This window comes from Streptomyces sp. MZ04 (genome assembly GCF_004684775.1).
Lineage (GTDB): Bacteria > Actinomycetota > Actinomycetes > Streptomycetales > Streptomycetaceae > Streptomyces.
Genome location: NZ_SRIC01000105.1, coordinates 1 through 25,111, shown reverse-complemented (window position 1 = coordinate 25,111; position 25,111 = coordinate 1). Strand labels below are relative to the sequence as shown.

Below are 25,111 nucleotides of genomic sequence, written 5' to 3'. Positions count from 1 at the left end.
ACGCCACCCCCACCCACGTCGGCTGGGACGCCTCCGTCCTCGACCCGCTCCGTTCCGTCGCTGAAGCCCGCCACCGCTCCCGCGTGGGGGTTCAACAGCATTGGCAGCTAATGGAGTTGGCCGACTCAGCCGAGCTGGCCGTCGCGGAGCTGTGCACGAATGCCGTACGTCATGGGGGGCGGACTCGTGGGGCTTGAGCTGATCTTGGGAGCGTCCCGGCAGTACGCCCCGCCCGTACTGCGCGTGCTCGTCATGGACCATCGGCCGGACCGGATCCCCGAGTTGGCAGGGGACGGTAGTCCGCTTAGCGAGCAGGGGCGCGGGCTTCATCTGGTCGATGCGCTTTCGCGCCGGTGGGGCTGGCACAGTGCCGGTTTCGACGAGAAGCAGGTCTGGTGCACCTTCGCCATCGCGTCAGCGTCTCTTCCCTAAGCGTTGCCCCGTAACTGCTGGTCACGGTGAGCCGGTAACGCTGGCCGAAGTCAGCCGAAGAGGAGGTCGACGTCCTTCTCGATGCAGATCTGCAGGACGACCACCAACTGGTGGGTGTTGTCGATGTGCTGCTGGAGGAGCGGGTCGATACTTCCCTCTTGAGGCTGATCGGCGATTTCCTGCAGGCGGGGCAGGATCGCGGCGCACTGGATCGGCGTGAGGTCGGGGCCATCGTCATCGGGATGATTGAGAAGTGGTGCCAGGGCGGTGGAGGCATCGTGCCAGGGGCGCTGTCCGCCGAAGCCGTGCATCTCGTCGAGTGCCAACCCCTCGGCTTGCGCCAGCCACCGCCGGAACACTCCGAAGCCGGTGTAGGACCAGGACACGTCCGGGCTGCTGGTGTCGTCGTCTCCTGGGAACAGAACGAGCAAGTGTCCTCCTCGTTGACCGAGCACGCAGGATCGGCCTGAGCAAAGGGCGTCGGCGACTGAAATGATCTCGTCGCGGCTGGTGTGATCACGGAGTCGGAGCCGTCCTGGGTAGGTCCGTTCACCGGGTTGAGCCCGCGTCAGTTCGGCAAGCTGATCACCGCGTTGCGGGCGAAGGTGCGGACCCGGTCCACAAAGGGGCGACCCTGGAGACCGCCGTTGGAGGACCGGAGCCCGATGCGTCCTACTCCGCCGAAACCCCACCATTCCGCGGCGAAGGCTCCAGATCGAACTCCCCGTCCCGCGCCCCGAGTACGAACGCCCGCCACTCCGCCTCGGTGTACCGCAGCACAGTTTCCGGCTCGACGGACGATCGCATGGCTACGGCACCCTCGGGGAGGTACGCGATCTCGACCCGCTCCTCGTGGGCCTCGGTGCCCGGTGCGCTGTGCCACTCGACGTGGGAGATGTCGAGGGCGTAGAGCGCATCTTTCACTCGCTCCTTGCGCGCCTTGACGTCCTGCTCCGACTCCTGGTCCTGTGCCTCGGCCATGATGAACCGGCCCCTTCCTGACGTGCCAACGAACTGTGGGCTCAGCCTACTTGGAGCCCTTGGGGGTCCGCTCCGAAATGGCCTGGCTTGTGCATCGCGCGAGGGTCTCAGTCTCTATCCAATCGAACATCGGGCTCCGTACCCGGCGCATGGCTAATTAGTGTGACGCCGACTCAAGAGCCTCGAGAATCCTGAAGAGGTCTTCCCTCGCTGCTGCGCAGAATTCTTGGTCCTCTTCTGTAATGTTGACCATAGCCTCATTGAACTTACTTCCATCGGGGCCGGCCTGCTCGATAAGGCGAGTAGGTGCGATCATCCAATTTCTTGTGGCCTTGAATGTCCATTCAAGGCTGTTTGGTGTCTCTCGGATGATCGCCTCGAAAATTCCCTTGAGGCTGTCACGAGGCTCCTCGAAGCGCCAAGCGATAAAGGATACTTGGAGGTATCCATATGTGGGGTGGCGCTCGACAGGGGACCTGAGCCAGACTACCGAGCCGAAATTGTTCAGCACTCGCTTGATCTTTTCGCGTCGCGTATTGTCAACCAATGATCTACCTTCGCACCTTAGCGACGCCCCCAAGGTGGGGGCATCTGGTAATCCCCGTTGTGCCTGATGACCTTCTCGCCGTCGTTCATGTGTCGAAGTGCCCTCTCGTAGTCTCCGAGAGGGACTGGCGTGCTGCTGAGCGTGGGGTCGTAGGCGTAGCGGCCGTCGGTGTAAACGTCGTGGAAAGTGTAGTCCTCTACTGCACTTCCGCCCCGCTCTGGAATCTTGATGTCATTTCCGGAATGAGTCACGTAGTGTATGATTCTCCCTTCGCCGCCAGCTCGGTTTGATATAAACGAAGCGATATCGGAGCAGTCAATTTCCGACCCTTGAGGTGCCGCTCTCATTGCATCAGTCAGGTTTCCACTCGGAGGGTGAGCAGGGTTAGGATCGCGGAAGTCGAACGGGTCGCGTCCATCAGGACATACTTCGGGCGCGAGCCCCAGAGGGTCGGCCCAGGTTGTGGGGTTATCGACGTAGGAATTCGGGTTGGGGGCAGGGGCAAGGCCAAGAGGGTCAGGCGTGGAGTAGCGCCCTATTTCGGGATCATAATGACGGAAGTAGTTGTAGTGCAGCCCAGTCTCCGGGTCGAAATACTGCCCCGGAAAGCGAAGCGGCGTGTAGGCCGCACTGCCCGCAGCCCACGCCGTCGAACCCCACAGCGTGCTCCGCGTCCGCCACGCGACCTCGCCCTGCTCATCGACGAGTTCACATGGTGTGCCGATCAGGTCGGTGACGATGGCGAAGAAGCGGGAGTCGATCTCCTGCTGTGGTGCCTCGGCTGCAGTGATGCGTTCTGTCTGCGCCACCGGGTGCAGGCCGTGGTGGTCCCACGTAAGAGTGACTGGGTGCAGCAACCCCTCGCCCGTACTGGTCTGTTCGCAGAGTGTCGTGCCGTCCCACCTGAAGTCCACCCGCTCTACGACCGTCTCGCCGTCGGATGCCAGGCGCAGCTTGGCCGTCCGCCGGCCCAGTGGGTCATAGGCGTATCGCCATAGCGTGCCGTCGGGAGTGATCACCGACGTCAGGCGGTCCTCCACATCCCACGAGTAGCGCCACGTATCCGGCTTGCGGGACAGGCGGGTCTTCTGGCGGAGGGTGATGCGGCCGAGTTCGTCGTGCTCGTAGCGGACCCCGCCAGCGCGCGTGATCCGCGTGCCGACGTATGCCCGCGCCCCCATCGCCTCTTGCCCAGGATGCTCGGCAGGCCAGGCCGCTTCCGTCTGGTTGCCCGCCGCGTCGTAGGCGTACGTCTCCGTCCAGTTCGCCGCGTGGACCGCCGTCACCCGGCCCGCCTCGTCCAGGTCGAATCTGCGGTTGCCGGAGAGCTGGTCGTCGATGGCTATGAGGTTGCCGTCGGCGCGGTAGGAGTAGGTCCGGTGTTGGATCGAGCGGCCGTTCGCAGCGGTGACCGATTGGCCCGTGACGCGGCCGAGCTCGTCGAAGGTGTGGTCCAGCGTGATGGATTCACCGATGTGGCGGGCGAGTTCGCGGCCGGCCGCGTCGTAGGCGAAGTCGATGGTTCGGCCGGAGGTGACCAATTGGGTGCGGCGGCCTGCTTCGTCGTAGGTCCATGAACTGGTGGCACCCGACGGGGTGGTGCGGCTGACGCGGCGGCCCAGTTCGTCGTACGCGTACGTGACCTTGCGGTCGTTGACCGTCTCTGACCTGAGGCTGCCGTAGCGGTCGCGCAGCAGCACGAGCTTGGTGTTGTCCGGGCCCAGCGCCTGGGCGAGTTGGTCCGTCAGGTCGTGGGCGAACGTTGTGACCTGGCCGTCTGCGTCCTTGCGTGTGACCTGGCCCAGAGCGTTGCGTTCGAAGGAGACCGTCTGTCCGACGGCGTTCGTGCGGGACAGCAGCTGCCCGGCGCTGTCGTGGACGTAGGTGAGCGTGCGGTCGTCGAAGTCTGTTTCCGATATCAGGCGGCCAGCCGGGTCGTATGCGTAAGTCCAGGTCAGGCCCTGCGGGTTGGCCACCTCGGTGAGGCGCAGTTCGTGGTCATGGGTGAAGTCGTAGCGCACCCCGTCTGGGCCCGTGCGGGCGGACAGCACGTCGAAGTGGGTGTACTCGTAGCGAGAGACACCACCCATCGCGTCGGTGTGCGTGGTGCAGTTGCCCTCGCCGTCGTACGTCCATGACCCCACGGCTCCGTCGGCAGCTGTCCGCCGGGCCAGCTGTCCCTCCACGGTCCATTCCAGACGCGTCGTGGCGCCCATCGCGTCCGTGATCGTGACGGGGCGGCCGAAGGCGTCCCGCTTGTAGCGGGTCACTGAGCCCAGCGGGTCGGTGATCTCGAGGGGGAGTCCGGCCGCGTTGCAGCGAACCGTCGTCGCGTTGCCGAGCGGGTCGGTGACCGTCGTGAGGCGGCCCGCTTCGTCGTACGTGAAATGAGTGGTCCGGCCCGAAGGGCTCGTCACCGCCGTGCGGTTGCCGCGCTCGTCGTAGGCCTGGCGCCAGATTGTGCCGTCCGGGTTCACCACCTTCAAGGGCAGCCCGAGTTCGTTGTACTCGGAACGCGCCTCGCGTCCGTCCGGGCGTACGGCGGTGAGCAGGTTGCCTGCCGTGTCGTAGCTGAAGGACGTGGTGCGGCCCAATGGGTCGGTTCGGGAGAGCAGCCTGTTGTAGTGGTCGCGTTCGTAGTGGGTGATCGCGCCGAGTGGGTCGATGTCGGCGACCACCTGCCAGGCGTCGTTGATCAGGAAGCGACGGGTGCGGCCCTCGCCGGTGGTGGTCGTCGTGACCCTGAGCCCGGTCTCGGGGTCCGTCGTGTCATAGGTGAGGCGCAGGCTCATATGGCCTTCGGAGCCGCCCTCGGCAACGCACCTGTCCCGGTCGTCGTACGCGTACGTGTAGCTGCGGTCGTTCGTGTCCGTCCACGAAGTGACCCGGCCCGAGTCGTCGTACGCGAAACGGAGGGGGAGGCCGGAGGAGTTGCGGACCTCGGTCAAGTGGCCGTCGGTGTACCGGTAGCGGACCAGCTCCTGATCCGTGCCGTCGGCGGCCGCACCCGCCAGGTGCAGGGCCGTGACGCGACCGTCTTCAGTGGTGAGTTTCAGGTGGTAGCCGCCGCTGTGCACCAAGGACCGCGGTGCGCCCTCGGCGTCGTACTCGAACGTCAGCCAGTTGCCGTTGCGGTCGTCGATCTGCTCCAGGACCGCCAGATCGTCGCTCCGGTCGGCGAAGTGCCACTTTCGCAAGGTGGAGGGATCGGTGATCGTGTAGCCGTCGCCCTCGCGGTCCAGCGGCCAGCGCGGGCCGTGGCTCGGCATGGTCGGCAGGCCGGGTGCCGGGTGCGGGTAGGCAAGCAGCAGGCCGTCCTCGGTGACGAAGACGACGCCCTCGACGTCGATTTCGAGGCGCTGGTCGATCGTCGACGACCAGGAGGGGCCGAAACAGTGCCCCAGCCGGTAGCCGGACTCCACCCTGCGCTTGAAGACCAGAGGCAGGGCACCGGGCAGCGCCACGTCGGTCTGCGGCAGGTACATCTTGCCGGTGGCGAGGTCGATGGGGTCCGTGCCCCGGTTCTCCACGCTGCCCTCGGAGCGGGAGCGCCCGGCCGGGTCCTCGCCGACGGCCTCACGAGCCCCGCGCCGCGCGCCGGACTCCGCCGCGTCTTTCGCGGCGCCCTTCACCCCTTGCTCGACACCGGCCCGGGCCGCTCCGCGTGCGAAACCGGCACCCTTGGCCCCGGCCACCTCCGGCAGCATCCTGCCCCCGAACTCTGAGGGATCCTTCTTGAAGCTCTCGTACGCGTCCTTCGCCGCACGGTCGGGGTGTGTTGCCGTGGACGCGAGCCCGGCCAGGGTCATGTTCACGTTCTGCATATAGGCGGCGGGGTGCGTGATGTTGTACGGGTCGATCGGGCTCAGGCCGCGTACGAAATTGATCAGCCCTCCTGACCCCTTCAGCGCGCCGCCCATGGTGTGCTGGAGTTCCGTGTTGATCGTCTTGAGGCCGTCGAGGGAATTGGACTGCAACCGGTCCAGTGGCGGCGGTTCGGCCGGAGCGTGTGCCAGAGCGGTCTTGACCATGGACTCCGCCGACTGGCCTGCCTCGTTGCGCTGACGACGGGCCTCGGCGAGGATCTCGCGGGCCAGTTCGAGGTCGGCCTTGCCCGGGTCCTTGAAGGGCTCGGGCCGGGGGCCCGGATCTTTGTCGGCCTTGAGTGCGGCGTTGTAGGTATCGACCTTCTTGTTGTACGCCTCCACGGCTGACTCGGATGCCTGCCGGCCCTTCTTGTACAGGTCGATCGCGTCCTGCGCCCTGCCCTGCGCCCACTTGACCGTGTCCGCGTACTTCTCCAGGGCCTCACCGGCGCTTCCGCAGGCGTCCGCCGCGTGCAGCCACTTGACCGGGTGCACGGCGAACTTCTCGCGGAAGGTGCCGGCTGCCTCGCCCTTCCAGTGGGAGGAGTCCAGCCTGCGCATGCCCTGGCCGACCTTGTCGAAGGCCTTGCGGAAGTCCTTCAGATGTTTCGCGCTCTTGCGGATGGTTCCGGGGTTGCCGTGGATGAGTTCATTGGCCTGTTCGGTCTCGCCGAGCTGCCGTTCGTCGACCTCCGCGCCCAGAGCGGAGGCGACGCCGCCACCGACATCCGTGACGAAGTCCGCGGCACCGTCCGCACCGAGGTGATCGAGACCGTCAGCGAGCTTGTCGGAGCCCCATTCGATGCCTTCACCAGCAGCCTTCTTCGTCGTGTCCCAGCCGTCCTCCAGCTTTCCCAGACCCGAGTTGACGACATCACCGAGACCACCGAACCCCATCAGCCCGCGTCTCCGCCCTGCTGCGTCCCCTGCTGGGCCTCGGCCTGTGCACGCTCCTCGGGCGAGGGGCCGAAGCCCTCGTCCAGCAGGGCTTCGTACTGCTCGTCGTTCATACCGGCGGCTCGTTGGGTGGCCCCAGGTCCGAGCAAGGTCGAGGTCAGCGCGTCCCGGCCGGCGTCCTGGTAGCCCTGCTTGATGTTCTTCCCCGCCTCCTCGAACGATTCCTCGCTGTAGTCCGGGTCGGCGAAGGCATGGTTCTCGGCCAGCTCGCCCCAGCTCATCTGGGTGACCTCGTCCTCGGTCGCGTACGGGTTGCCGCCCAGTGAGTTCGCCAGGACCTTGAAGGATCCACCCACGTACTGCTCGGTCTCGTACATCGTCCCGGCCGAAAGGCCCACTCCCTGTGCGAAGTCGTTCCCCTCCTTGAACAGGGCCCGCACTCCCCACTCCCAGCGCTCGCAGAACGAATCGAAGGTGGACGTCAGGCCGCCGTGCCCCAGCTCAAGACCTGTCAACGCGATGTCCTCAAAGCCACGACCAGCGCTGGCCGCACCGATCGGTCCGAGCTCTTTGAGCTCTTCCAGGGTCAGGGTGATCCCCTGGGCGATCAGGTCCAGGCCACCTGTTCTCAGATCAGACCCGTCGTCACTCACTGTCCGTCCTCCCCGTGTTCGTCGGCGTCAACTGCCACCGCGTCAGGGACGATCCCCAGCAGCGGCGGAAGCAGCACCTCGTCGCCCTCACTCCCTACGTCCAAGGCCACGCCGCACGGCACGCCGACCGCCGGAACGACCCCGTCCAGCAGTCGGGCGCCCAGCAGGCATTGGTAGTCCCACGCGCGAGCGCCGTCCCCTCGCATGACCGCGAACCGGGCCAGGGCCGCCTCGTCAGAGAAGGCGTAGATCCACCGGATGCCGTTGAAATCCGCAGTGAGCGGGCACGCGTCCTCACCGAGCGGCAACAGGACCGCGGTGCGCCGGAATTCACCGAGCAGGGCGGCGAACTCCCGGCGTATTCGGCTGCTTTCGTCCCGCGCGTCGGGCACGGCGGCCGCGGGCACGGCGGCCGCGGGCACGGCGGCCGCGGGCACGGCGGCCGCGGGCACGGCGGCCGCGGGCACGGCAGCCGCAGGCACCGTCATGTCGGCCAGGTCCGCGAGGCGGGACCGTCGGCCGTGCCCCGGTCGAGTCCCTTCCCTGTTGTCGATCACGCTTGAAGTCCTCATGTGGTCTGGATCAGGATGTGGTCTGGATCAGGCAGCGGCACTCAGAACTCCCCCGCCACCAACCCCGTCTGAACCAACGGCTTCCCCCGCTTCCGGGAGACGAAAGTTCCCCGCCCCACCGGCATCGGCCGCGGCCGCACCCCGCCGAGAATGTCGCCCTCGCCCGGATCCCCGGCGAGCACCACACCCTGCGCCCCCAGCTCTTTCATCCGCTGCATGAAGGGTTCGTACGCAGCACGCCCCGCGCCCGCCGTCGACCGCGCGATGATGAAGCGGACGCCCACATCGCGGGCGAAGGGGAGCAGCTCGGTGAGCTGGCCCAGGGGATTGCCGCTGGACGTGGACACCAAGTCGTAGTCGTCGACGATCACGTACACCGTCGGGCCCCGCCACCAACTGCGCTCTCGGAGCTGCTGAGCGGTGACGTCGGCCGTCGGCGTGCGGCGTTGCATCAGATCGGCCAGGGCGGTCATGTGGTGGTCCATGGCGTTGGACATGGGGATGTACTCGGCCAGGTGCGAGGCCGGGGTCACGTCGAGGAGGGAGCGGCGGTTGTCGACCACGAAGAGTTTGCACGCGTCGCCGCTGTAGCGCTCCGTGAGGCGGGTGATCAGCAGGCGCAGCAGGTTCGACTTGCCCGACTCGCTCTCGCCGAAGACGAAGAAGAAGGGGTCCTGCTCGAAGTCCACGAAGACCGGTTCGAGGTTGGTCTCGTCGAGGGCGAAGGAGACACCCCGGTTCGGGAAGACGTTGCCCGGCGGGAGCTGTTCGGAGGGGAGTTCCCTCGGCAGCAGACGGACCTCCGGCGCGCCCGGCTCCGGCCAGTGGCGGGACACCTCGGCGGTCAGCGTGGACGTGGCATCGGCGAGGTCCGTGTCGGACGAAAGGCCGTCGATGCGCGGGACGGCCGACATGAAGTGCTGCTTCTGGGGGGACTGGCCACGACCGGGCACCCCGGCCGGGACATTGGCCGCCACTTTGCGGTCGATCTCGGAGTCCATCGTGTCGCCGAGACGCAGTTCGAGGCGGTTCATGAGGTGGTCCTTGAGGTTCGCACGGACCTCCATCGACCGCGATGCGGTGAGGACCAGGTGGACGCCGTAGCCGAGGCCGCGCGCCGCGATGTCCAGGACCGCCGGCTCCAAACCCTCGTACTCCGAACGGAAGTTGCCCCACCCGTCGATGATCAGGAAAACGTCGCCCCACGGCTGGTCGGCCACCGCGATGTCACCGCGAGCCCTGCGCGCCCGGAAGTCGGCGATCGACGGGATCCCGGACGCCCGGAAGTACTCCTCGCGGCGCGTCATGACGCCGTACACCTCGGCGACCGTGCGCCGAACCCGCTCGGGGTCGAGGCGTGAGGCCACCCCGCCGACGTGGGGGAGCCCGGCGACGGACGCCATTGCGCCGCCGCCGAAGTCCAGTCCATAGAGCTGTACTTCGTACGGAGTATGGGTGAGGGCGAAGGATGCCATCAGCGAGCGCAGCAACGTCGACTTTCCGGACTGCGGGCCACCGACGATCTGCATGTGGCCGGCCGCGCCCGAGAAGTCACACCACAGTGCGTCACGGCGTTGCTCGTACGGCTTGTCGACCAGGCCGATGGGGACGACCAGCCGCCCCGCTCCCTCGTAACCGGGCTGCGTGAGGCCGCGCCCCTGCACGGCCGCGAGCCCCGGAAGCAGCTGGTCCAGGGACGGTGGGCTGTCCAGCGGCGGCAGCCACACCTGGTGGGCCGCTGGGCCCTGCGCCTCCAGGCGGCGCACGATGACGTCGAGGACGGTGTCGGCCAGCGCGTCGTCCGGGTCCGTCGCCGACTGCGTGCGCGGCTCCGGCACCGCCGGCGCGGCGGCGTAGCGCACGGGGACCTCGGCCGCCGTGAACAGCACCGGACGGCGATCGACGGGCCGCGGGCCACCCAGCGCCGCGGCCTGCGCGGAGCCCGAGCGGTACACCCCGGAGACGTACGCCGCCTTGAAGCGCACCATCTCGTCCGTGCCGAACTTCAGATAGCCGGAGCCGGGCACGTTCGGGAGTTGGTAGGCGTCCGGCACGCCGAGCGCCGCACGTGACTCCGCTGCGGAGAACGTACGCAGGCCGACCCGATACGAGAGATAGGTCTCCAGGCCGCGCAGCCGGCCCTCCTCCAGGCGCTGCGAAGCCAGCAGCAGATGCACGCCGAGCGAGCGGCCGATGCGGCCGATCTGCACGAACATCTCGATGAAGTCCGGCTTGGAGGTGAGCAGTTCGCTGAACTCGTCGATGACGAGGACCAGGGACGGGATCGGCTGGAGCGGGGCGCCGGCCGCGCGGGCCTTCTCGTAGTCGTGGATGTTCGCGTAGTTGCCCGCGTCGCGCAGCAGCTCCTGGCGCCGGTTGAGCTCGCCGCGGATGGAGTCGCCCATGCGGTCGACCAGCGTCAGGTCGTCCGCCAGGTTGGTGATCACGGCGGCGACATGCGGCATCTGCGCCATGCCCGCGAAGGTCGCACCGCCCTTGAAGTCGGCAAGGACGAAGTTCAGGCTCTCGGAGGAGTGGGTTACGGCGAGGCCGAGGACCAGCGTGCGCAGCAGCTCCGACTTGCCGGAACCGGTGGCTCCCACGCACAGGCCGTGCGGCCCCATGCCTTCCTGCGCTGCTTCCTTGAGGTCCAGCATCACGGGGCGGCCGTCCTCGCCCACGCCGATCGGCACGCGCAGCCGTTCGGCCTGCGCGCGCGGGCGCCATGTCCGGTCCGTGTCGACCGAGTTCGCGTCACCCAGGCCGAGCAGATCCGTGAACTCCAGGTTCGCAAGGAGGGGTTCGTCGTCGTCCCCGCCCGATGCCACCCGTAGTGGGGCCAGTTGCCGGGCCAGCGCCTCGGCCGCTTCGTAGGAGAGGAGGTCGGGCGTGCCCTCGTACACCAGGCCGTGGCCGGATTCGATGTGCAGCGACCTCGGTTGCACGACGACGGACAACCCGCCACGTCCACTGCTCAGTTCTCCCGGGACTACCTCCACGACCGTCACGCCTTGAAGCCCTTCAGGGGAGGCGAGGACCGACATGGGAGGCAGCGACAGACCATCGAGTACGACGACGATGTGGGGCTCGTCCGGCACATGAGCCCCGCCGGGGTGGAAACGGGGGCGCCCCTGCAGCCGGGGGGAGAGCATGGCCTCGAGTTCTGTCGGGTCGCCGGTGATCAGGCGCCGACTGCCCGCACCGTCCGTGGCGCCCTGCGTCTGGCAGTGCGGGAGCCACTTCGACCACTCCCACTCCGGAGCGGCCGACTGCCCCGCCGCAACCGCGATCACCAGGTCCTGGGGGGAGTGCAGCGAAGCGAGAGAGCAGGCCAGCGCGCGGGCGGCTGCCCGCACCGTGCTGGGGTCACCGCTGACCGTCACGTGGTAGAAGGCCCGCAGGGACACCGCCATCGGCAGGTCCTCCAGTGTGCTGTGTGCGGCGAGGAAGCGCTCCATGGCACCCGCGGTGAGGGGCTCCAGTTCGTCCACCGCGGCGGTCTCTGGCGGGACAAGCGGAGTGGCGAGCGTCTGCGGACCGAGCCCGATGCGCACCTGCCCGAAATCCTCGTCGCCCGTACGGCGTTCCCAGACCCGGCTGCCCTCGGCGACAAGGGCCCACAACTGCTCGGGGGACGGGTGGAGGTAGTACTGGGCGTCGCGCTGGGCCTTCGCGGTGTCCAGGGCTTGGCGCCGGGTCTGCTTCAGGTACCGGAGGTAGTCGCGCCGCATGTCGGCCAATTGCCCCTGCGTCCCGCGCCGGTGGCGGATCAGCATGGCTACGGACATGGCCACCGTCGAAGCGACCATCACCATGCCCATGATCTTCATGAACGGATGCGAACTCGGCATGAAGAAGAACACGACGGAGCCGCCCATGCCCAGCATGGGAAGGAGCTGCATCATCGCGCCCTCCTGCTGCCCACGCGGCAGCTCGGGTGGAGGCTGGAGCACGACCTCCTCGGTGGGCACCTGTGACGGCAGAGCCCGAGGCGGGCGCTTCACGACGATGTGGCTCACTGGGCACCAATTCCCCTACAGGGCCGAGGTGTTCCGTCCGCCGCCCCGTTCGTCAGGCGGACGCAGGCCGCTGTGTGATCCTACTGATACAGGTGGTGACCGGGCGGCGGTAGGGTGCCTAATGTGCGCGTGAGCACCTGCTAATCCGGCCGAAGAGGGGTTCGGGCAACTGGCCGATGAATCGGGGCATTTAGCGGTATGTGGTGAGGGCCGCCCCCAAGAACCAGCCAGCCGGAGCTGATTGCACCGCGATGCACCACGCGATGCGGCACAGTCGGCGGACACGCCGCGTACGCGACACCAGCACCACTGATGACATCAGCACCACTTGATGACATCGCCAGCACTTGATGACATCGCCACCAGGACCACCAGGACCACCACCAGCACCGAGGAGGAGCAGCAAGGTGAGCATGACGGCCTCCGCGACGGCCAACGGATCGGGCCGACCCAACCAGGGAACGCCTCCGGGAACCCCCTCAGGGGCCGGCACGGGTTTCGGCTTCTGCCGGGTCACCATCGTCGCGCCCGACAGCCGCATCGACGTGGCGCTGCCCGACGACATCCCGGTCGCCGACATCTACCCGGAGATCCTGCGCCTCTCCCGGCAGAGCCCCGCCGAAGGCGCCCCCGTCGGCTACCACCTCGTACGCCGTGACGGCGCCGTGCTCGACAGCGCCCGTTCCTTCGCGGCGCAGCGCATCCTCGACGGTGAGCTCCTCACCCTGCGCCCGTTCTCGGAATCCCTGCCGCCCGCCGTCTTCGACGACGTCTCCGAGGCCATCGCCTCCGCGGTGACGCGTGACCGCACGCTGTGGAACGGCGACCTGACGCGGGTGGCGGGGCTCATCGGCGGCGCTGTCCTGCCGGCCCTCATCGCCTTCGTGGCCTGGACCGCGGAGCCCCGCCACGACATGAACAGCCTCCCGGGGATCCTCGCCGCGGTCGCGGGTCTGCTGCTGCTCACTCTCGCCTGCGTACGCGCGCGGATCTACGACGACCGGGCCTCGGCCGTCGCGCTCGGCCTCGGAGCCCTGCCGAACGTGGCCGTGGCCGGCTCCGGGTTGCTGCCCCTGACCGAGGGCCAGGGCATCGGCAGGCTTCAGTTCCTGCTCGCCTGCACGGCTGTGCTCATCGCCTCGGTGATCCTCACCCTGGTGTCGCCGCGCGGGGACGGCCCGTTCGTCGCCTTCGTCTTCGCCTCCGCCGTCGGCCTGCTCACGGTGTTCATCGCGACGCTCAGCAACCTGGAGCCGATCGAGACCGCGGCGCTGTGCGCCCCCCTGGCCGTGGGGGCCCTCGCGTTCCTGCCGGGCCTTTCCATGCGGTTCGCCCGTCTCCCCATCGGTTTCGAGTCCCCGCACGCCGCGCGCGGGGAGTACGGAGCGGAGCCGGAACCGCACGAGCCGATCGACGCCGAACGCATCGCCGCCCAGGCTCGCCGCGGTCACGAACTGCTCGTCGGCCTGGTGGGCGGGTGCGCGCTGGTGTCCGTCGGTGCCGCGGCGGTACTCGGCTTCTCCGACGACGTATGGGGGCAGCTGCTGGCCCTTGCCACCGGCATCGCGATGGTGATGCGCGCCCAGCTCTTCCGTTACGCCGCACAGGTCGCCGCCACGCTGGCCGCGGGCCTGGGAGCGCTGGTACTGCTCGGGCTCGGCCTCTGCATCAACCCGCCCCGCGCGCTGATGCACGATGCCCGGCTCGGCGACAGCGCGGCTCTCAATGTCCGGACGCTCTGGCTGATCGCTGCGATCGCGGCCGCCTCCGCACTGGTCACCGCCGTAGGCCTGATCACATCGCGCCGGGGGGTCACCCCCTTCTGGGGCCGGTTCACGGAAATCGCGGAAGGCTTCGTCCTGCTGACACTGGTCCCGCTGACTCTGGCCGTCTTCGACGTCTATGCGATCGCTCGCGCCATGACCGGCTCCTAGAAGGGCACGGCCGGATTTTCCTCGCGGGCACAAGCGTCATGCGGCGGAAGGGCGATTCCGGCCAACAGTGGGTGATGTCAGGCTATGAGAGCAGCGGCTGATCCGCCCCGCTGTGACACCGCGGGGCCCCGGTCACCCGCCCACAAACCGCCTGGTACCCTGTGTAACGGCCGTATGTGTACGCGCCCCCGGACCCCCTCGACCGAGAGTCTGATCAAGACCCCGACCGAGGACCTGGAGGCAGCGCCCAGCGGACCTCGCCTCCCGAGTAACGGAAGCTCCCCTGAGACTTAGACCAGGGGCACTCGGTGGCCACGTAAAGACTACGAGGAGTACGCGTGTCGCTCGACGCCGCTACGAAGAAGCAGATCATGACCGAGTTCGGCCAGAAGGAGGGCGACACCGGCTCCCCCGAGGTCCAGGTCGCCATGCTCTCCCGCCGCATCTCGGACCTGACCGAGCACCTCAAGACCCACAAGCACGACCACCACTCCCGTCGTGGTCTGCTGATCCTGGTCGGTCAGCGCCGCCGGCTGCTGCAGTACCTGGCCAAGAAGGACATCCAGCGTTTCCGTGCGCTGGTGGACCGTCTGGGCATCCGTCGCGGTGCGGCGGGCGCGAAGTAAGACATCGTGAAGGGAGCGGTTCCCCACGCAAGAGGGGGCCGCTCCCTTTGCTGTATGCAAGTGTGTCGTACGTGATGAACGCACGCCCTGCATGCTCTACGTGCGAAACATGCGAAGTGTCACCGGGCCTTTGTAGTCTGGTCGCACAACGTCATACGCACACCCATACCGGACTGGGCAGAATCGGACTGCACGGTTCAAAGACGTAACGGCGTCGCACGAGGCGACGAGACGACGTCACACGAACGAGGAGAAGCGCGCCTCGAGGAACGCCGCCGCCGGTCCTCGGTAGTGGCCCCCGGGGTACAGCGAAAACTCGACCATCGAGCAATCGCGTACGGCCCGGGTGCTTCGATCGAAGACCGGCCCGCACCAGAAGGAGCGCCTCTCCGCCACCGTCCCCGTGCCACACGGGCCAGGGGACGAAGACGAGGAGAAAACGCTAGTGGAGAACGAGACCCACTACGCCGAGGCTGTTATCGACAACGGCACTTTCGGCACCCGCACCATCCGCTTCGAGACGGGCCGCCTGGCCAAGCAGGCCGCAGGCTCCGCCGTGGCGTACCTGGACGACGACACCATGGTGCTGTCGGCCACCACCGCTTCCAAGCGGCCCAAGGACAACCTCGACTTCTTCCCCCTGACGGTGGACGTCGAGGAGCGGCAGTACGCCGCAGGCAAGATCCCCGGTTCGTTCTTCCGCCGTGAGGGCCGCCCCTCCGAGGACGCGATCCTGACCTGCCGCCTGATCGACCGCCCGCTGCGTCCTTCTTTCAAGAAGGGCCTGCGCAACGAGATCCAGATCGTCGAGACGATCATGGCGCTCAACCCCGACCACCTGTACGACGTGGTCGCGATCAACGCCGCCTCCTGCTCCACGCAGCTGGCCGGTCTCCCGTTCTCCGGCCCGATCGGTGGCACGCGTGTCGCGCTGATCAAGGGCCAGTGGGTCGCCTTCCCGACGCACACCGAGCTCGAGGACGCCGTCTTCGACATGGTCGTCGCCGGTCGCGTCCTGGAGGACGGCGACGTCGCGATCATGATGGTCGAGGCCGAGGCCACCGAGAAGACCATCGAGCTCGTCAAGGGCGGCGCCGAGGCGCCGACCGAAGAGGTCGTGGCCGCCGGTCTCGAGGCCGCGAAGCCCTTCATCAAGGCCCTCTGCAAGGCCCAGTCGGACCTCGCCGCCAAGGCTGCCAAGCCCACCGGCGAGTTCCCGGTCTTCCTGGACTACGAGGACGACGTCCTGGAGGCGCTCACCGCCGCCGTGAAGTCGGAGCTCTCCCAGGCGCTGACCATCGCCGGCAAGCAGGAGCGCGAGGCCGAGCTGGACCGCGTCAAGGAGATCGCCGCCGAGAAGCTGCTCCCGCAGTTCGAGGGCCGCGAGAAGGAGATCTCCGGTGCCTACCGCGCGCTGACCAAGAAGCTGGTCCGCGAGCGCGTCATCAAGGACAAGGTCCGCATCGACGGCCGTGGCGTCACGGACATCCGTACGCTCGCCGCCGAGGTCGAGGCCATCCCGCGCGTGCACGGTTCGGCGCTGTTCGAGCGTGGCGAGACCCAGATCCTGGGCGTCACCACCCTCAACATGCTCCGTATGGAGCAGCAGCTCGACACCCTTTCCCCGGTGACGCGCAAGCGCTACATGCACAACTACAACTTCCCGCCGTACTCGGTCGGCGAGACGGGCCGTGTCGGTTCGCCCAAGCGCCGCGAGATCGGCCACGGCGCGCTCGCCGAGCGCGCGATCGTGCCGGTCCTGCCCTCGCGCGAGGATTTCCCGTACGCGATCCGTCAGGTCTCCGAGGCCCTCGGTTCCAACGGCTCGACGTCCATGGGCTCGGTCTGTGCCTCGACGATGTCGCTGCTGAACGCCGGTGTGCCGCTGAAGGCCGCCGTCGCCGGTATCGCCATGGGTCTGATCTCCCAGGAGATCGACGGCCAGACGCACTACGTCGCCCTCACCGACATCCTCGGTGCGGAGGACGCGTTCGGTGACATGGACTTCAAGGTCGCCGGTACGAAGCAGTTCGTGACCGCGCTCCAGCTCGACACCAAGCTCGACGGCATCCCCGCCTCGGTCCTGGCCGCCGCGCTGAAGCAGGCCCGTGACGCGCGTCTGCACATCCTCGACGTGATGAACGAGGCGATCGACGTTCCGGACGAGATGTCCCCGAACGCGCCGCGCATCATCACCGTCAAGATCCCGGTGGACAAGATCGGTGAGGTCATCGGCCCGAAGGGCAAGATGATCAACCAGATCCAGGAGGACACCGGCGCCGACATCACGATCGAGGACGACGGCACCATCTACATCGGTGCCGCCGACGGCCCGGCCGCCGAGGCCGCCCGCGCCACGATCAACGGCATCGCCAACCCGACCATGCCGGAGGTCGGCGAGCGCTACCTGGGCACCGTCGTGAAGACGACGACCTTCGGTGCGTTCGTGTCCCTGCTCCCGGGCAAGGACGGTCTGCTGCACATCTCGCAGATCCGCAAGCTCGCCGGCGGCAAGCGCGTGGAGAACGTCGAGGACGTCCTCGGTGTGGGCCAGAAGGTCCAGGTCGAGATCGCCGAGATCGACTCCCGCGGCAAGCTCTCCCTCATCCCCGTCATCGAGGGCGAAGAGGGCGACGACACGAAGGACGACACCGACAAGTGACGTCGCGTAGCACCACGACGACGGCCCGCCCCTCTTCGGAGGGGCGGGCCGTCGCCCGTACCCAAACCCTCCTCAAGGGCAAGGACGGCATCGGCACGGTCCGCCGTACGACGCTTCCGGGCGGCCTCCGCGTCGTCACCGAGACCCTGCCCTCCGTACGCTCGGCGACCTTCGGGATCTGGGCGAACGTCGGCTCCCGCGACGAGACGCCGTCCCTGAACGGCGCCACGCACTACTTGGAGCACCTGCTCTTCAAGGGCACCAAGAAGCGCAGCGCCCTCGACATCTCGGCCGCGCTCGACGCGGTCGGCGGCGAGATGAACGCCTTCACGGCGAAGGAGTACACGTGCTACTACGCGCGCGTGCTCGACACCGACCTGCCGCTGGCCATCGACGTCGTCTGCGACATGCTGACGGGCTCCCTGATCCTCCAGGAGGACGTCGACGCCGAGCGCGGCGTCATCCTCGAAGAGATCGCGATGACCGAGGACGACCCGGGCGACTGCGTGCACGACCTGTTCGCGCACACGATGCTCGGCGACACCCCCCTCGGCCGCCCCGTCCTCGGCACCGAGGAGACGATCAACGCCCTCACCGCCGACCGGATCCGCCGCTTCTACAAGAAGCACTACGACCCGACCCGCCTGGTGGTCGCGGCCGCGGGCAACGTCGACCACAACAAGGTCGTACGCCAGGTCCGCGCGGCCTTCGAGAAGGCGGGCGCCCTCCACCGCACCGACGCCACCCCGGTGATCCCGCGCCAGGGCTCCCGCGCCCTGCGCACCGCGGGCCGCGTCGAGGTCATCAACCGCAAGACCGAGCAGGCCCACGTCATCCTCGGCATGCCGGGCCTGGCCCGCACCGACGAGCGCCGCTGGGCGCTCGGCGTCCTGAACACAGCGCTCGGCGGCGGCATGTCGTCCCGTCTCTTCCAGGAGGTCCGGGAGAAGCGCGGCCTGGCGTACAGCGTGTACTCGTACACGTCGGGCTTCGCCGACACCGGCCTCTTCGGGGTGTACGCGGGCTGCCGCCCGAGCCAGGTGCACGACGTACTGAAGATCTGCCGCGACGAACTCGACCAGGTAGCGCAGAACGGCCTGAGCGACGACGAGATCAGCCGTGCGATCGGGCAGCTCGCGGGCTCCACCGTCCTCGGCCTCGAGGACACCGGCGCGCTGATGAACCGCATCGGCAAGAGCGAGTTGTGCTGGGGCGAGCAGATGTCGGTCGACGACATGCTGGCCAAGATCGCGGCGGTCACCCCGGACGAGGTGCGCGAGGTCGCCCGTGACGTCCTGGGCCACCGTCCGTCGCTGTCGGCCATCGGCCCGCTGAAGGACAAGCAGGCCGCCCGCCTGCACGAAGCGGTCTCCTAACTCCCTTAACTCCCTTAAGGAATCAGGCACATGAGCAAGTTGCGCGTGGCGGTCATCGGCGCCAAGGGCCGGATCGGCTCCGAGGCCGTGCGAGCCGTCGAAGCCGCCGAGGACCTGGAACTGGTCGCCGCACTCGGCCGGGGCGACAAGCTGGACACGCTGGTGGAGACCGGCGCCCAGGTCGTGGTCGAACTGACCCATCCCGAGGCGGTGATGGGCAATCTCGAGTTCTGCGTACGCCATGGAATCCACTCCGTGGTCGGTACGACGGGCTGGACCGACGACCGCCTGGCGCAGCTGAACACCTGGCTGGCCGCGTCCCCGGAGACGGGCGTCCTGATCGCCCCGAACTTCTCCATCGGCGCGGTCCTCACCATGAAGTTCGCGCAGATCGCGGCGCCGTACTTCGAATCCGTCGAGGTCGTCGAGCTGCACCACCCGAACAAGGCCGACGCCCCCAGCGGCACGGCCCACCGCACCGCCCAGCTCATCGCGGCGGCGCGCGCGGAGGCGGGCAGCGCCCCGCAGCCGGATGCCACGGTGACGGCGCTCGACGGCGCCCGCGGCGCGGACGTCGACGGCGTTCCGGTGCACTCCGTGCGGCTGCGCGGCCTCCTGGCCCACCAGGAAGTCCTGCTCGGCGGCGAGGGCGAGACCCTCACCATCCGGCACGACTCGCTGCACCACAGCAGCTTCATGCCGGGCATCCTGCTCGGCGCGCGCCGTGTGGTGAACACTCCGGGCCTCACCTTCGGCCTGGAACACTTCCTGGACCTCGGCTGACCCGGGAAAGAAACCCATGCGAGCAAAGATCACTTACGCCGTCACGGCTGCCGTCCTGGTCGTCTATTTCGTCCTGGCCGGCAGCCGCGGCGTGCTCCTCATCAAGCACGGCACCGCGCTCACCGTCACCTTCGGTGTCGCGGTCCTGATCCTGCCGGTCATCGGCGTCTGGTTCCTCTGGAAGAACACCCAGTTCGTCCAGCGTGCCAACCGTCTGGCGGCCGAGCTCGAGGCCGAAGGCGGCCTCCCCGTCGACGAGTTGAAGCGCACCCCTGGCGGTCGCATCGACCGTGACTCGGCGGACGAGGTCTTCGCCCGGCGCAAGGCCGAGACCGAGGACTCACCGGACGACTGGCGCTGCTGGTTCCGCCTCGCGGTGGCGTACCACGACGCCAGGGACACCCCGCGGGCACGCAAGGCGATGCAGCGCGCGATCGCGCTGCGTGCGGGCAAGCCGGTAAACGTCTAGGCGGTGAGGTAGAGCGCCCCGTAAGGGGCGCGGGGAACTGCGCGACAAGCCCCCACCGATCCGCGGGTTCATCACCGCACTTCCAGCGGAGCGCTGGCTCAGGCCGTGCGGCGGTACTCGTCGGCCCACACCTCGATGGAGTCGGCCGCCCGGTCGAAGGCCTCGTGCCGGGCGAGGAAGTCGGCGTTGCGGTCGGTGAGCAACGGCGGCTGCCCGTCGGCCTGTTGATCACGGCGTACGAGAACGAGTGCCTGTCCCTGAACGGTGCGGGGCAGCCCCATCCACCGCACGGGCTGCTGTGTCGTACGCACCGTCACGACCTGCTCCCACGGCACGGTCTGCGTCGTCAGGAAGGCGACCCGGCGCAGCCCGTGCGCGCTCACCCACGTGCCCATCCGCAGCAGCCGCAGCGCGCTCGCGATGATGGCCGCCGCGAGCCCCGCACAGACCGCGGCCCCCGCGAGGGAGTCGGCGAACGCGATGATCACGGCGGCGACCAGGACGTACGAGGCGAGCAGCAGGAGCAGCGCAGCGGCCCCCACCCGCCACGGTCCCGGCCGGTAGGGACGCCGCCAGTGGTCGCGATCGTCGAACGGCAGGGCGGCGTCTTCCGCTGCCTCGTCAAAGGCGCGGTCCGCCGTCAGGAAGGGCAGGGGCACGACTGATCCTCACTCAATCCACGCATGGGCTGTGCCCGGTGAGGCTACCGAGCCCCGCTGTCGCCAGCCACCCTTGGGGGTCCGGACGAGTCAGGGGTCGCCGGCGCCCGTCAGCGGCCGTCGGAGGCTTCCGACTGCTGGGTCTGCGCCGGTGACTGGTCGGGTGAAAGGGCGGGCATGCCGAAGAGCATCGAGCCCACGAGCCCGGCGACCACGACGAGTCCGACCAGGGTGCGGCCCACGACCTGACTGGCCGACGCGCGCTCACGGGGCGGGGGAGTGACATTGCTGCGGAACTTGTCGGCTTCGGCGATGAAGGCGAATGGGACGGGCTCGCGCCGACGGAACATGGGCTGCGCTTCTCCTCACACGGATCACAACACGGGGCTCACACGAATCGAACGTGACTCTGTTGACTAGACAGACGCTCGAATCGCCCAAAAGGTGCCCTGTTTCGGCAAATTAGTCGAAGAATGCCGTAGCGGGTCACCGAGGGACCGATTGTCAGTGCCGGGCCATAGAGTGGGCGCCGCCCGAGTGACGCACATGGAAGGACCCCGCCAGTGAGCGAGACCCCCACCGAAGACCTCAAGCCCAGCTTCCGCAGCGAGGTCACCGTCGAGCTGGTGAAGCACGCCGCGACCGACTCCGACGTCCTGTGGGCCGCCCGTGTCTCGACCGCCGGCGAGCAGTCCCTGGAGGAGCTCCAGAAGGACCCGGAGCGTTCCAAGGGCCTGATCAACTACCTGATGCGGGACCGCCACGGCAGCCCCTTCGAGCACAACTCGATGACGTTCTTCATCAGCGCCCCGATCTTCGTCTTCCGCGAGTTCATGCGACACCGCGTGGGCTGGTCGTACAACGAAGAGTCGGGTCGCTACAGGGAGCTCCAGCCGACGTTCTACGTCCCGGACGCCTCCCGCAAGCTGGTCCAGGAGGGCCGCCCCGGGAAGTACGTCTTCGTGGAGGGCACCCAGGCCCAGCAGGAGCTCACGGGCCGCGTCATGGAGGACTCCTACCGCCAGGCGTACGAGGCGTACCAGCAGATGCTCGCCGCGGGTGTGGCCCGCGAAGTCGCCCGCGCGGTCCTGCCGGTCGGCCTGTTCTCGTCGATGTACGCGACGTGCAACGCCCGTTCCCTGATGCACTTCCTCGGCCTGCGCACCCAGCACGAGCTCGCCAAGGTCCCGTCCTTCCCGCAGCGGGAGATCGAGATGGTCGGCGAGAAGATGGAAGCGCAGTGGGCCCAGCTGATGCCGCTCACCCACGCGGCGTTCAACAAGAACGGGCGTGTGGCTCCGTAGGGCACTAAGGCACTGATGTACGGATGAGCTGAGCGAGGTGTCCGTATTGCGGCATTTCGAGAAGTTCATCTAGCCTGATCAAACGGACCCGGCACTGCTTGAACCCCCGAGCAGGCAGTGCCGGGCTCCTCACTTGTCAGGTCCGCACACATCCCCCGAGGGGGGACCACGCGCTGAGCAGCGAGTAGCGTGTTACCCATGGCTCCGACCTCCACTCCGCAGACCCCCTTCGGGAGGGTCCTCACCGCCATGGTCACGCCCTTTACGGCGGACGGCGCACTTGACCTCGACGGCGCGCAGCAGCTCGCCGCCCACCTGGTGGACGCAGGCAATGACGGCCTGGTCATCAACGGCACCACCGGCGAGTCGCCGACCACCAGCAATGCGGAGAAAGCCGAGCTCGTACGAGCCGTCGTCGAAGCCGTCGGAGACCGCGCCCACGTCGTCGCGGGCGTCGGCACGAACGACACGCGCCACAGCATCGAGCTCGCCCGCGACGCCGAGCGGGTCGGCGCCGACGGCCTCCTCACGGTCACGCCGTACTACAACAAGCCCCCGCAGGAGGGCCTGCTCCGGCACTTCACCGCGATCGCGGACAGCACCGACCTGCCGGTCATGCTCTACGACATCCCCGGACGCAGCGGCGTACCGATCAACACCGAGACGATCGTCCGCCTCGCCGAGCACCCCCGGATCGTCGCCAACAAGGACGCCAAGGGCGACCTCGGCCGCGCCAGCTGGGCCATCGCCCGCTCCGGCCTCGCCTGGTACTCCGGCGACGACATGCTCAACCTCCCGCTGCTCTCCGTCGGCGCCTGCGGCTTCGTCTCCGTCGTCAGCCACGTCGTCACCCCGGAACTGCGCGCGATGATCGACGCGTACTCCACGGGTGACGTGCAGAAGGCCACCGAGATCCACCAGAAGCTGCTCCCGGTCTTCACGGGCATGTTCCGTACGCAGGGTGTGATCACCACGAAGGCGGCGCTGACCCTGCAGGGCCGTCCCGCGGGCCCGCTGCGGCTGCCCCTCGTCGAGCTGTCCCCCGACGAGACGGCCCAGCTCAAGATCGACCTCGCCGCGGGCGGGGTACAGCTCTAACCACAGACTTCACAACTGAATACGCGAAACACCGCGGGCACACAGCGCCTGCACCCACACAGACAACTGCTACTGCACGAACGTCATGCGCGCCACGTGCCCTGGAGGTACGTGGCGCGTGTGGTGAGGAGAGTCTTTTGAGTCATCCGCATCCTGAACTCGGCGCCCCGCCGAAGCTCCCGAAGGGCGGCCTGCGGGTCACCCCGCTCGGCGGCCTCGGCGAGATCGGCCGCAACATGACCGTCTTCGAGTACAACGGTCGCCTGCTGATCGTCGACTGCGGAGTGCTCTTCCCCGAGGAGGAGCAGCCCGGAATCGACCTGATCCTGCCGGACTTCACGTCCATCAGGGACCGCCTCGACGACATCGACGGCATCGTGCTCACGCACGGCCACGAGGACCACATCGGCGGTGTCCCGTATCTCCTCCGCGAGAAGCCGGACATCCCGCTGATCGGCTCCAAGCTGACCCTCGCGCTCATCGAGGCGAAGCTCCAGGAGCACCGCATCCGTCCGTACACGCTGGAGGTCGCCGAGGGCGACCGCGAGCGCCTCGGCCCGTTCGACTGCGAGTTCATCGCGGTCAACCACTCCATCCCCGACGCCCTGGCCGTCGCCGTCCGCACCCCCGCGGGCATGGTCGTCGCCACCGGCGACTTCAAGATGGACCAGCTGCCGATGGACGGCCGGCTCACCGACCTGCACGCGTTCGCGCGGCTGAGCGAGGAGGGCATCGACCTCCTTCTCTCCGACTCGACGAACGCCGAGGTCCCGGGCTTCGTCCCGCCCGAGCGCGACATCTCGAACGTGATCCGGGGCGTCTTCGCCGGCGCCCAGAAGCGGATCATCGTGGCGAGCTTCGCCAGCCACGTCCACCGCATCCAGCAGATCCTGGACGCGGCCCACGAGTACGGCCGCAGGGTCGCCTTCGTAGGCCGCTCGATGGTCCGCAACATGGGCATCGCCCGCGACCTCGGCTATCTCAAGGTCCCGCCGGGCCTGGTGGTGGACGTCAAGACCCTTGACGACCTCCCGGACAACGAGGTCGTGCTCGTCTGCACGGGCTCGCAGGGCGAACCGATGGCCGCCCTCTCCCGGATGGCCAACCGCGACCACCAGATCCGCATCGTCCAGGGCGACACGGTGATCCTGGCGTCGTCGCTCATCCCGGGCAACGAGAACGCGGTCTACCGCGTGATCAACGGCCTGACCCGCTGGGGTGCCAACGTCGTCCACAAGGGCAACGCGAAGGTGCACGTCTCCGGCCACGCGTCGGCCGGCGAGCTGCTGTACTTCTACAACATCTGCAAGCCCAAGAACCTGATGCCGGTCCACGGCGAATGGCGCCATCTGCGCGCCAACGCCGAGCTCGGCGCCCTCACCGGCGTCCCGCACGACCGCATCGTGATCGCCGAGGACGGCGTGGTCGTCGACCTCGTCGAGGGCAAGGCGAAGATCGTCGGCAAGGTCCAGGCGGGATACGTGTACGTCGACGGCCTCTCGGTCGGTGACGTCACCGAGTCCTCCCTCAAGGACCGCAGGATCCTCGGGGACGAGGGCATCATCTCGGTCTTCGTGGTGGTGGACTCCAGCACCGGCAAGATCACCGGGGGCCCGCACATCCAGGCTCGCGGCTCCGGCATCGACGACTCGGCCTTCTCCGCCGTCATTCCGAGGGTCCAGGAGGTCCTCGAGAAGTCGGCCCAGGACGGCGTCGTGGAGCCCCACCAGCTGCAGCAACTCATCCGCCGCACGCTGGGCAAGTGGGTCTCGGACAACTACCGCCGACGCCCGATGATCCTGCCCGTGGTGGTCGAGGTCTGACCTGACACGGCGTGAACTACGGAGCGGGGCGCCTCGATTTGCATCGGGGCGCCCCGCTCCAGTACGTTTACATCTCCGCCTGAACGGGAAGCCCCCGGCGCTCACGCGCTCGGAGCAATACCGAACGGGGCGGGGAATTTCGACTCAGAATCTCTGATAAAGTCGGAACCGCCGGAAAGGGAAACGCGAAAGGCCGAGAGGCCGGAGCGGAAACCTGAAAGGCACCGAGGAAATCGGACACGAAAGAGTCTGATAGAGTCGGAAACGCAAGAACAAAAGAAACACCGAAGGGAAGCGCCCGGAGGAAAGCCCGAGAGGGTGAGTACAAAGGAAGCGTCCGTTCCTTGAGAACTCAACAGCGTGCCAAAAGTCAACGCCAGATTGACAACCCCGTCTCGGCCGTCATGGTC

18 protein-coding genes and 1 pseudogene are annotated in these 25,111 nt (G+C 67.9%); 10 read left to right on the top strand and 9 right to left on the bottom strand.

Annotation, left to right across the window (positions count from 1 at the left end; genetic code table 11):
• Positions 1-482: 482 nt before the first annotated feature.
• Complete coding sequence (locus E2651_RS21940) at positions 483-863, bottom strand: hypothetical protein (RefSeq protein WP_135332902.1); 381 nt, start codon at positions 861-863, stop codon at positions 483-485.
• A gap of 81 nt (positions 864-944) precedes the next feature.
• On the opposite strand from E2651_RS21940, the pseudogene E2651_RS45405 reads away from it, so the two are divergent.
• Positions 945-1,094, top strand: a pseudogene (locus E2651_RS45405) (IS5/IS1182 family transposase); the annotation flags it as partial.
• A 10-nt stretch (positions 1,095-1,104) separates the two neighbouring features.
• Here the strand turns inward: E2651_RS45405 and E2651_RS21930 are convergent.
• The 6 genes from E2651_RS21930 to eccCa form a co-directional block, all read right to left on the bottom strand.
• On the bottom strand, positions 1,105-1,413 hold the full coding sequence (locus E2651_RS21930; protein ID WP_135332901.1) for a DUF397 domain-containing protein: 309 nt from the start codon (positions 1,411-1,413) through the stop codon (positions 1,105-1,107).
• Positions 1,414-1,570: 157 nt separating this feature from the next.
• Positions 1,571-1,924 (bottom strand): hypothetical protein, encoded by a 354-nt coding sequence (locus E2651_RS21925; RefSeq protein ID WP_135332900.1) that lies wholly within the window; start codon positions 1,922-1,924, stop codon positions 1,571-1,573.
• A 53-nt stretch (positions 1,925-1,977) separates the two neighbouring features.
• Entirely contained in the window at positions 1,978-6,723 is a 4,746-nt protein-coding gene (locus tag E2651_RS21920; RefSeq protein WP_135332899.1) for a putative T7SS-secreted protein, read from the bottom strand.
• A complete protein-coding gene (locus E2651_RS21915) occupies positions 6,723-7,376 on the bottom strand; it encodes a hypothetical protein (protein WP_135332898.1) in 654 nt (217 codons plus the stop codon). Before E2651_RS21915 ends, E2651_RS21920 begins: the two co-directional genes overlap by 1 nt.
• Positions 7,373-7,933 carry a hypothetical protein gene (locus E2651_RS21910; RefSeq protein ID WP_245239073.1) on the bottom strand — a complete coding sequence of 187 codons (561 nt, stop codon included), beginning with the start codon at positions 7,931-7,933 and terminating at the stop codon, positions 7,373-7,375. Before E2651_RS21910 ends, E2651_RS21915 begins: the two co-directional genes overlap by 4 nt.
• A 56-nt stretch (positions 7,934-7,989) precedes the next feature.
• Positions 7,990-11,967: a type VII secretion protein EccCa gene (eccCa, locus tag E2651_RS21905; RefSeq protein WP_135332896.1), complete on the bottom strand. Its 3,978-nt coding sequence runs from the start codon at positions 11,965-11,967 to the stop codon at positions 7,990-7,992.
• Between the two features lie 407 nt (positions 11,968-12,374).
• Between eccCa and eccD the strand changes: the two genes are divergently transcribed.
• The 6 genes from eccD to E2651_RS21875 all read left to right on the top strand — a co-directional run bounded on the left by eccD (position 12,375) and on the right by E2651_RS21875 (position 19,817).
• Complete coding sequence (gene eccD, locus E2651_RS21900) at positions 12,375-13,901, top strand: type VII secretion integral membrane protein EccD (RefSeq protein WP_245239072.1); 1,527 nt, start codon at positions 12,375-12,377, stop codon at positions 13,899-13,901.
• A 338-nt stretch (positions 13,902-14,239) separates the two neighbouring features.
• Complete coding sequence (gene rpsO, locus E2651_RS21895) at positions 14,240-14,527, top strand: 30S ribosomal protein S15 (protein ID WP_007385095.1); 288 nt, start codon at positions 14,240-14,242, stop codon at positions 14,525-14,527.
• A 445-nt stretch (positions 14,528-14,972) separates the two neighbouring features.
• Entirely contained in the window at positions 14,973-17,189 is a 2,217-nt protein-coding gene (locus tag E2651_RS21890) for a polyribonucleotide nucleotidyltransferase (RefSeq protein ID WP_135332895.1), read from the top strand.
• Positions 17,186-18,565: a pitrilysin family protein gene (locus E2651_RS21885; protein ID WP_135332894.1), complete on the top strand. Its 1,380-nt coding sequence runs from the start codon at positions 17,186-17,188 to the stop codon at positions 18,563-18,565. The genes E2651_RS21890 and E2651_RS21885 overlap by 4 nt, the downstream gene beginning before the upstream one ends.
• A 30-nt stretch (positions 18,566-18,595) precedes the next feature.
• On the top strand, positions 18,596-19,348 hold the full coding sequence (gene dapB / locus E2651_RS21880) for a 4-hydroxy-tetrahydrodipicolinate reductase (protein ID WP_135332893.1): 753 nt from the start codon (positions 18,596-18,598) through the stop codon (positions 19,346-19,348).
• 16 nt (positions 19,349-19,364) lie between these two features.
• Positions 19,365-19,817 (top strand): tetratricopeptide repeat protein, encoded by a 453-nt coding sequence (locus E2651_RS21875; RefSeq protein ID WP_135332892.1) that lies wholly within the window; start codon positions 19,365-19,367, stop codon positions 19,815-19,817.
• Between the two features lie 98 nt (positions 19,818-19,915).
• On the opposite strand, the gene E2651_RS21870 is transcribed toward E2651_RS21875, so the two are convergent.
• Together E2651_RS21870 and E2651_RS21865 are read right to left on the bottom strand one after the other, a co-directional pair.
• A complete protein-coding gene (locus tag E2651_RS21870) occupies positions 19,916-20,476 on the bottom strand; it encodes a PH domain-containing protein (RefSeq protein WP_135332891.1) in 561 nt (186 codons plus the stop codon).
• A 110-nt stretch (positions 20,477-20,586) separates the two neighbouring features.
• Positions 20,587-20,826: a hypothetical protein gene (locus tag E2651_RS21865; protein WP_135332890.1), complete on the bottom strand. Its 240-nt coding sequence runs from the start codon at positions 20,824-20,826 to the stop codon at positions 20,587-20,589.
• A gap of 213 nt (positions 20,827-21,039) precedes the next feature.
• Here E2651_RS21865 and thyX point away from each other — a divergent pair, with 213 nt between their 5' ends.
• The 3 genes from thyX (at position 21,040) to E2651_RS21850 (ending at position 24,701) form a co-directional block, all read left to right on the top strand.
• A complete protein-coding gene (gene thyX, locus E2651_RS21860; protein ID WP_135332889.1) occupies positions 21,040-21,780 on the top strand; it encodes an FAD-dependent thymidylate synthase in 741 nt (246 codons plus the stop codon).
• Between the two features lie 198 nt (positions 21,781-21,978).
• Positions 21,979-22,878 (top strand): 4-hydroxy-tetrahydrodipicolinate synthase, encoded by a 900-nt coding sequence (gene dapA / locus E2651_RS21855; RefSeq protein ID WP_135332888.1) that lies wholly within the window; start codon positions 21,979-21,981, stop codon positions 22,876-22,878.
• Between the two features lie 137 nt (positions 22,879-23,015).
• Positions 23,016-24,701, top strand: coding sequence for a ribonuclease J (locus E2651_RS21850; protein WP_135332887.1), 1,686 nt, complete (start codon positions 23,016-23,018; stop codon positions 24,699-24,701).
• Positions 24,702-25,111 lie beyond the last annotated feature (410 nt).

Bases quoted from the DNA above. Each gene is read 5' to 3' on its own strand.
- E2651_RS21930 (WP_135332901.1), bottom strand. From the start codon at position 1,413: ATGGCCGAGGCACAGGACCAGGAGTCGGAGCAGGACGTCAAGGCGCGC.
- E2651_RS21920 (WP_135332899.1), bottom strand. From the start codon at position 6,723: ATGGGGTTCGGTGGTCTCGGTGATGTCGTCAACTCGGGTCTGGGAAAG.
- dapB (WP_135332893.1), top strand. From the start codon at position 18,596: ATGAGCAAGTTGCGCGTGGCGGTCATCGGCGCCAAGGGCCGGATCGGC.
- E2651_RS21875 (WP_135332892.1), top strand. From the start codon at position 19,365: ATGCGAGCAAAGATCACTTACGCCGTCACGGCTGCCGTCCTGGTCGTC.
- E2651_RS21865 (WP_135332890.1), bottom strand. From the start codon at position 20,826: ATGTTCCGTCGGCGCGAGCCCGTCCCATTCGCCTTCATCGCCGAAGCC.
- dapA (WP_135332888.1), top strand. From the start codon at position 21,979: ATGGCTCCGACCTCCACTCCGCAGACCCCCTTCGGGAGGGTCCTCACC.